Annotated in this window: 6 protein-coding genes and 1 riboswitch; of the genes, 4 read left to right on the top strand and 2 right to left on the bottom strand. The window is 60.4% G+C overall.

Features of this window, described 5'->3' with window-relative positions; genetic code table 11:
* Nucleotides 1–23: 23 nt before the first annotated feature.
* Nucleotides 24–653 carry a LysE family translocator gene (locus PMI23_RS25510; RefSeq protein ID WP_007912807.1) on the bottom strand — a complete coding sequence of 210 codons (630 nt, stop codon included), beginning with the start codon at nt 651–653 and terminating at the stop codon, nt 24–26.
* A gap of 91 nt (nt 654–744) precedes the next feature.
* Between PMI23_RS25510 and PMI23_RS25505 the strand changes: the two genes are divergently transcribed.
* From PMI23_RS25505 to PMI23_RS25495, 3 genes are all read left to right on the top strand, one after another.
* Nucleotides 745–1,710, top strand: a complete 966-nt coding sequence (locus PMI23_RS25505; RefSeq protein WP_007912809.1) for a 2-hydroxyacid dehydrogenase — start codon at nt 745–747, stop codon at nt 1,708–1,710.
* 32 nt (nt 1,711–1,742) lie between these two features.
* On the top strand, nt 1,743–2,741 hold the full coding sequence (locus PMI23_RS25500; RefSeq protein WP_007912811.1) for a methyltransferase: 999 nt from the start codon (nt 1,743–1,745) through the stop codon (nt 2,739–2,741).
* A gap of 39 nt (nt 2,742–2,780) precedes the next feature.
* Nucleotides 2,781–2,905, top strand: a riboswitch (yybP-ykoY riboswitch).
* A gap of 87 nt (nt 2,906–2,992) precedes the next feature.
* Nucleotides 2,993–3,577, top strand: coding sequence for a TMEM165/GDT1 family protein (locus tag PMI23_RS25495; protein WP_007912813.1), 585 nt, complete (start codon nt 2,993–2,995; stop codon nt 3,575–3,577).
* Nucleotides 3,578–3,626: 49 nt separating this feature from the next.
* Here the strand turns inward: PMI23_RS25495 and PMI23_RS25490 are convergent, their stop codons facing one another.
* Nucleotides 3,627–4,445 carry a M48 family metallopeptidase gene (locus PMI23_RS25490; RefSeq protein WP_007912815.1) on the bottom strand — a complete coding sequence of 273 codons (819 nt, stop codon included), beginning with the start codon at nt 4,443–4,445 and terminating at the stop codon, nt 3,627–3,629.
* Nucleotides 4,446–4,708: 263 nt separating this feature from the next.
* On the opposite strand from PMI23_RS25490, the gene PMI23_RS25485 reads away from it, so the two are divergent.
* A complete protein-coding gene (locus tag PMI23_RS25485) occupies nt 4,709–6,850 on the top strand; it encodes a methyl-accepting chemotaxis protein (RefSeq protein WP_007912817.1) in 2,142 nt (713 codons plus the stop codon).
* Nucleotides 6,851–6,962: the final 112 nt, after the last annotated feature.

The following is a 6,962-nucleotide window of genomic DNA, read 5'->3' as shown; positions in this document are numbered from 1 at the left end:
TCGGCAGCTCCTACACAGTAGGATCAATGCATCTCGGTAAACGCGATTTTCACGCCGAGAGCGATCAGCACCGCGCCCATGGTGCGGTCGAACCAGTGGCCCATGCGGGCGAAACCGGCACGCACCCGTTGCTGGCTGAACAGCATCGCCACCAGGCAGAACCAAATCGCAGTTGCGACAGCCAGGTAAATCCCGTAACCGGCCTGCACGGCCAGTGGCGTGTGCGGATTGATCACCACGGTGAACAGCGACAGAAAGAACAGTGTGGCTTTCGGGTTCAGGCCGTTGGTCACGAAGCCTGAAGTGAATGCGCCGCGAGCGGTGCGTACGCCAGCCTCTTTGTGCAGATCATCGGTGACGGTTTTCGCCGGTTGCGCGCGCAATGCCTTGAAGCCGATGTACAGCAAGTACGCAGCCGCCGCCCACTTCAAGGCGTTGAACAGCACAATCGATTGCGACACGATCAGGCCAATGCCGAGCAGCGAATAACCGACGTGCAGGAAAATCGCCGTGCCGACACCGAGTGCCGTCCAGGTGCCCGCGCGGCGCCCGTGGGTCACGCTCTCGCGCACTACCACGGCGAAGTCCGGGCCGGGGCTGGCGACGGCCAGCAAGTGGATCAGTGCAACGGTCAAGAACTCGGTCCAGTACATGGGGGCTCCTTTCGGCCAAGCGTATCAATTTGTTTCATCTGGTAGGCTCGGCAGATTACGCCCAACGCTCACAGCACAAAAGGTACAGTTGATGACGAACACGCGCCGCGCGGTATTCCTTGATCACCCTTCGCTGGATCTCGGCGACCTCGACCTCAGTCCGTTGCGCGAGTGTTTCAGCAATCTGCAGCTGTTCGCCCAGACCTTGCCCGAGCAAGTCAGCGAACGCCTGCATGGCGCCACCGTCGCCATTTCCAACAAGATCCTGATCGACGCCGCCGCGATGGCCGCCAACCCCGAGCTGAAACTGATCCTGATCACCGCCACCGGCACCAACAACGTCGACCTTGCTGCCGCCCGCGCTCACGGCATCACCGTGTGCAACTGCCAAGGTTACGGCACGCCGTCGGTGGCGCAGCACACGATCATGCTGCTGCTCAACCTCGCCACGCGTCTGGCCGATTATCAGAAAGCCGTTGGCGAAGGTCGCTGGCAGCAGGCGAAACAGTTCTGTTTGCTCGACTACCCGATTGTCGAGCTGGAAGGCAAAACCCTCGGCTTGCTCGGGCATGGCGAACTCGGCGGCGCCGTGGCGCGATTGGCCGAAGCGTTCGGCATGCGCGTGCTGCTCGGGCAGATTCCCGGGCGCCCAGCCCGCCCGGATCGCTTGCCACTGGATGAGCTGTTGCCGCAGATCGACGCCCTCACCCTGCACTGCCCGCTGAACGAACACACCCGCCACTTCATCGGTGCCCGCGAATTGGCGTCGATGAAACCCGGAGCATTCGTGGTCAACACGGCACGCGGCGGACTGATCGATGAGCAAGCGCTGGCCGATGCCTTGCGCAACGGTCACCTCGGCGGCGCGGCTACCGATGTGTTGAGCGTCGAGCCGCCGACCCAGGGCAATCCGTTGCTCGCGGCGGACATTCCGCGCCTGATTGTCACCCCGCACAACGCCTGGGGCAGCCGCGAGGCACGGCAGCGCATCGTCGGCCAATTGACCGAAAACGCCCAGGCGTTTTTCAGCGGTAAGGCGCTGCGGGTCGTCAGTTGATAAACTGCGGCACTTTTTTTTGAGGAGCAGTTATGGATCCGCGCAGTGAAGTACTGCTTCGTCAGCTCGAGTTGTTTCAAGGTTCGTTGTTGCTGGCTGGTTTGCCTGCCGACGATTTGCTCGGGCGCCTGCCCAACGCATTTGGCTGGTGCTGGCATGCCGGCGATCAAGCCGCGCTGGACGCGCGCTTCGAAGGTCGCAGCCATTTCGGCGTGAATGTCCCGGAGCGCGAGTTCGACAGCGCCGTGGTGTTCTTGCCAAAATCCAAGGATCTGACCGATTACATCCTCAACGCGGTGGCTTCGCGTCTGGCCGGCCGCGAAGTGTTTCTAGTCGGCGAAAAACGCAGCGGCATCGAAGGCGCGTCCAAGCAGCTCAACCCGTTCGGCAAACCGCGCAAGCTCGACAGCGCGCGTCATTGCCAGCTCTGGCAAGTCACCGTAGCCAACGCGCCGGAAGCAAAATCCCTGGAAAGCCTGGCGCAGACCTATGAATTGCCTTTGGCCGCGGGTCCGCTGAAAGTCATCAGCCTGCCGGGCGTATTCAGCCACGGTCGCCTGGATCGCGGCAGCGCCCTGCTGCTGGAGCATCTGGATAAATTGCCGAGCGGCCATTTGCTCGACTTCGGTTGCGGCGCGGGCGTGCTGGGGGCTGCGGTCAAACGTCGCTACCCACACAATCAGGTCACGTTGCTGGATGTGGATGCGTTCGCTGCCGCCAGCAGCCGTCTGACGCTGGCTGCCAACGGTCTGGAAGCCGAAGTGCTGACCGGGGACGGGATCGACGCTGCACCAATGGGTTTGAACGCTATTCTGAGCAACCCACCCTTCCATGTCGGCGTGCATACCGATTATTTCGCCACCGAGAACTTGCTGCGAAAAGCGGCGAAACATCTGAAAAACGGCGGCGAACTGCGTCTGGTGGCGAACAGCTTCCTCAAGTATCAACCGCTGATCGAAGAGCATTTGGGTGTGTGTGCGATCAAGGCTGAAGGCAATGGTTTCCGGATTTACCGGGCCAAGCGCGGCTGAAAATTTGTTCTTGCCCAAACGGATTTGCCTAGGCAGAATCCGCTCCGTCCTAGGGGAGTAGTCTCCCACGAGCGCCAAGCTCGTCCGGCATACGTCAACATACTTGATCCTCAGATCATGGCGTATGCGACCCAAGCGTCCGCAGCAGACGGATCGCAGGGTTTGACAAGACCTATGACACGCACACCTTACCCGGGGCGGGAAGGCTGTACGTGTCATAGCCGTGTCGACCCGCCCCTTAGGAAATCCTGATGCTGGACTCGTTACTCGTTCCCACCGCAATCGTTGCCTTGGCCGAAATCGGCGACAAGACGCAACTGCTCGCGCTGATTCTCGCCGCTCGCTTCCGCAAACCCTGGCCGATCATTGCCGGTATTGTCGCCGCGACCCTGGCCAACCACGCAGCAGCCGGTGCGGTCGGCGCCTGGTTCGGCAGTTTCTTCTCGAATGCGACGCTGCACTGGATACTCGCCGCAAGCTTCACCGCCACTGCGCTGTGGACATTGGTCCCGGACAAAATGGACGACGATGAAACCAGCACCGCGCGCAAGTTCGGGCCTTTCCTGACCACGTTGATTGCGTTTTTTCTCGCCGAAATGGGCGACAAGACTCAGGTCGCCACGGTAATGCTGGCCGCGCAATACCCGGATCTGTGGCTGGTGATTATCGGTACGACAGCGGGCATGTTGATTGCCAACGTGCCGGTGGTTCTGGCGGGTAATTTTGCTGCGGACAAACTGCCACTGACCCTGATCCGTCGCCTCGCGGCCTCGGCATTCATGATTCTGGCGATCGTTGCGGTGTACAAGGCAATGCAGAGCAGTGGCTGGGTTTAACCCTGAAAGAAGGATCGTTCCCACGCTCTGCGTGGGAACGATCACCGACTCAGGATTTAGGCGCTTGTTCGTACAGCGGCATGACCTTCGGAATCGCCGCCTGCAACGAGGCAATCCGGCTGGTCGAAGCCGGGTGAGTGCTCATGAACTCCGGCGGCGAACCCTCCGACGCCTTGCTCATCTTGTTCCACAAGGTGATCGCGGCGTTCGGGTTGTAGCCGGCGCGTGCGGCCAGTTCCAGGCCGATCAGATCGGCTTCGTTTTCGTTGGCACGGCTGTTCGGCAGGGTCATGCCATAGTTGGCCACGGTGTCGGCCAGCGCCAGACTGTCCTGACCCAGACCGAGCAACGCACCTGCGCCCTGCTTGGCCATTTCAATCCCGTAAGCCTTGGACATCGCTTCACGACCGTGTTCGCGCAGGGCGTGGGCAATTTCATGGCCCATGACTGCGGCGATTTCATCGTCGGTGAGCTTCAGGCTGTCGATCAGCCCGGTGTAGAAAATGATCTTGCCGCCGGGCCCGCAGTTGGCGTTGAGTTCATCACTCTTGATCAGATTGACTTCCCACTGCCATTGCGCCGCATCCGGACGGAAGTTCGGCGCCTGGGCGATCAGGCGGTTGGCAATCGCCTGAACCCGCTTGGCCTCGGGGCTGGTCTTGTCCAGCACACCTTTGCTGGAGGCCTCGCCGACGGTCTTCTGATACGACTGGGCATACATCTGGTCGACCTCTTGCGAGGACAGCATGCTGAACATGTACTGCTTGCGCTCCACCCCCACGGCGCCGCCGCTGGTGGTGTTGACCGACTGACAACCGGCCAGCAACAGCGCTGCGCTCAGTGCACTTACAACCAATGTCTTGTTCATTCAAAAGCTCCCTGAAAACCTGTCGCGTATCCTAGGCGGGTAATTGTATCGGCGCCAGATACAACGGACGTGTTGCAGCGACTTTCAGACGTTTCCCACTTGGCCTGTCGTAAAAAATTCACAGCCACCATCAAGCCCCGTGCAACTGCGTCGCGCACTGATCCATTTGCGACATCGGCTTTCAATTGCACCTGCTCGCACTCATGGCCCAATGCCGCCTGCCGATACATCAGCGCAGACGTCCTCTTGCGTGCGGAGCTCCCATGAAGTTCAAGTCGATCCAGTTTTCCGTTGCCGCCCTGGCCGGCGCCATCGTGCTCAGCGTGGTGGCCGCGCTGGTGCTGTATGCGCTGTTTTCCGGCGCGCGCACACAAGAAATGGTGCAGCAGCGCACTCAGGCGCAGTTCGAGCAAGTCATCGAACAGCGCCTGACTTCGCTGGCACAAACCCAGGTCAGCCAGATCCAGCGCGAACTCGAAGCGCCGCTGCTGATCGCCGGCGGTCTGGTGCGAGTCAACGCCCTGCTCGGTACGCCGGGCGCCGATGGCCAGCCGCGCCTAAGCGTCAGCCGCGAACAACTGATCAGCCTGATCAAAGAAAACGTCGAAAAGAACCCGAAGATTCTCGGCACTTACATCGGCTGGGAAAAGAACGCCCTGGACCACAATGACGCGGCCTACGTCGGCACCAGCGTGGTCGGTATCGATGCCGCCAACGGGCGCTTCCTGCCGTGGTGGTTCCGCAACGATGACGGCACCCTCGGCCTGGACAAACTGGTCGACGTCGACGACCAGAAAACCCTGTCCACCGGCGTGCGCGCCAGCGAGTACTACTTGTGCTCGAAGGAAACCAAGAAAGCCTGCGTGATCGATCCGGCGCCGTACAAGGTCGGCGACAAGATCGTCATGCTCGCCTCCTTTATTGAGCCGATCATGCTCAACGGCGCTTTCCAGGGCATTGTCGGCGCCGACCTGTCGGTGAACTTCATTCAGGAAATGCTCCTCGGCGCCAACCAGAAGCTGTACAGCGGCGCCGGGCAAATGGCGCTGATTGGCGGTAACGGGCGGATCGTTGCCTACACCAAAGACCCGAGCAAGTTCGGCGAAAAAGTCAGCGACATCCTCGACGCCGAACAAACCGCCAACATGGCCAATCTCAAGCGCGGCGAAGTGACTTACTCGGTGAACAAGGACAAGGGGCGCATCGAGTTGTACCTGCCATTCGGCATCGGCCAGACCGACGCGCGCTGGACGTTGATGTTGCAACTGCCGCTCAACGCGGTGATGGCTGATCTGCAAAAACTGCAGGCCGACCTCGATGCGCAACGCAAGTCCGACACGTTCGGCATGGCCATGGTTGGCCTGATCATCGCCGGCATTGGCTTGCTGGTGATCTGGCTGGTCGGCCACGGCATCGCCCGACCGCTGAAGCAAATGGTCGCGATGCTCAATGACATTGCTCAGGGTGAAGGTGATCTGACCCGACGCTTGAGCAGTGATCGCAGCGATGAATTGGGCTCGATCGCCAAGGGCTTCAATACCTTCCTCGCTAAATTGCAGGCGATGATCACCCAAGTGGTGACGTCGGTGCAGAGCGTCAGCGATTCTTCGGAACACACCGCCGACATTGCCATTCGCACCAACATCGGTATTCAGAAACAGATGGCCGAGATTGATCAGGTCGCCACGGCGGTGCAGGAAATGACCGCCACCGCCCAGGACGTCGCGCGTAACGCTACGCAGGCTGCGCAAGCGGCCAGCCATGCCGATCAGGCGGCGAGTCAGGGCATGCAGATCGTGCGTGACACGTCCGATTCGATTGGCGTGTTGGCGCTGGAAATCGGCAAGGCTGTCGATGTGGTGCAGACCTTGGCCAAGGACAGCGAGAACATCAACGCGATTCTCACGGCGATTCGCGGGATTGCCGAGCAGACCAATCTGCTGGCGCTGAACGCGGCGATTGAAGCGGCGCGTGCCGGTGAGCAGGGTCGCGGCTTTGCCGTGGTGGCGGATGAAGTGCGCAATCTGGCGCAGAAAACCCAGAAAGCCACTGAAGAAATCCAGTCCATGATCCAGCAACTGCAACAGGGCACCCGCGATGTCGTGCGGGTCATGGAGGACAGCCAGAACCGCACTGATGAAAGCGTGCAGCACGCGGCGAAAGCGGCTCAAGCGCTGGAGACGATTACTCACGCGGTATCGGTAATCAACGACATGAACACGCAGATCGCTAGTGCGGCGGAAGAGCAGAGTGCGGTGGCGGATGACATTAACCGCAACGTGATCAACATTGGGCAAGTGGCCAATGAAGTGGCGGGTGGCGCGGATGAGTCGAGTTCGGCGAGCGCGGATCTGACCAAACTGGCGGAGCAGCAGCGGCGGTTGATCAATCAGTTCAAGGTCTGAAAAGCCAAGAGCACCCTCACCCTAACCCTCTCCCAGAGGGAGAGGGGACTGATTGGGGGATATTGACGAAGTACACCGACTTGAACGCTTTTCACCGAATCCATAATCGCCA

This window comes from Pseudomonas sp. GM24 (genome assembly GCF_000282235.1).
Classification (GTDB): domain Bacteria; phylum Pseudomonadota; class Gammaproteobacteria; order Pseudomonadales; family Pseudomonadaceae; genus Aquipseudomonas.
Note: the sequence above shows the minus strand (reverse complement) of the source record. Positions and strands in the feature narration are given on the sequence as shown.

What these genes read in the sequence shown, in the direction of transcription:
- PMI23_RS25510 (WP_007912807.1), bottom strand. Translation starts at nt 653, where the DNA reads ATGTACTGGACCGAGTTCTTGACCGTTGCACTGATCCACTTGCTGGCC.
- PMI23_RS25505 (WP_007912809.1), top strand. Translation starts at nt 745, where the DNA reads ATGACGAACACGCGCCGCGCGGTATTCCTTGATCACCCTTCGCTGGAT.
- PMI23_RS25500 (WP_007912811.1), top strand. Translation starts at nt 1,743, where the DNA reads ATGGATCCGCGCAGTGAAGTACTGCTTCGTCAGCTCGAGTTGTTTCAA.
- PMI23_RS25495 (WP_007912813.1), top strand. Translation starts at nt 2,993, where the DNA reads ATGCTGGACTCGTTACTCGTTCCCACCGCAATCGTTGCCTTGGCCGAA.
- PMI23_RS25490 (WP_007912815.1), bottom strand. Translation starts at nt 4,445, where the DNA reads ATGAACAAGACATTGGTTGTAAGTGCACTGAGCGCAGCGCTGTTGCTG.
- PMI23_RS25485 (WP_007912817.1), top strand. Translation starts at nt 4,709, where the DNA reads ATGAAGTTCAAGTCGATCCAGTTTTCCGTTGCCGCCCTGGCCGGCGCC.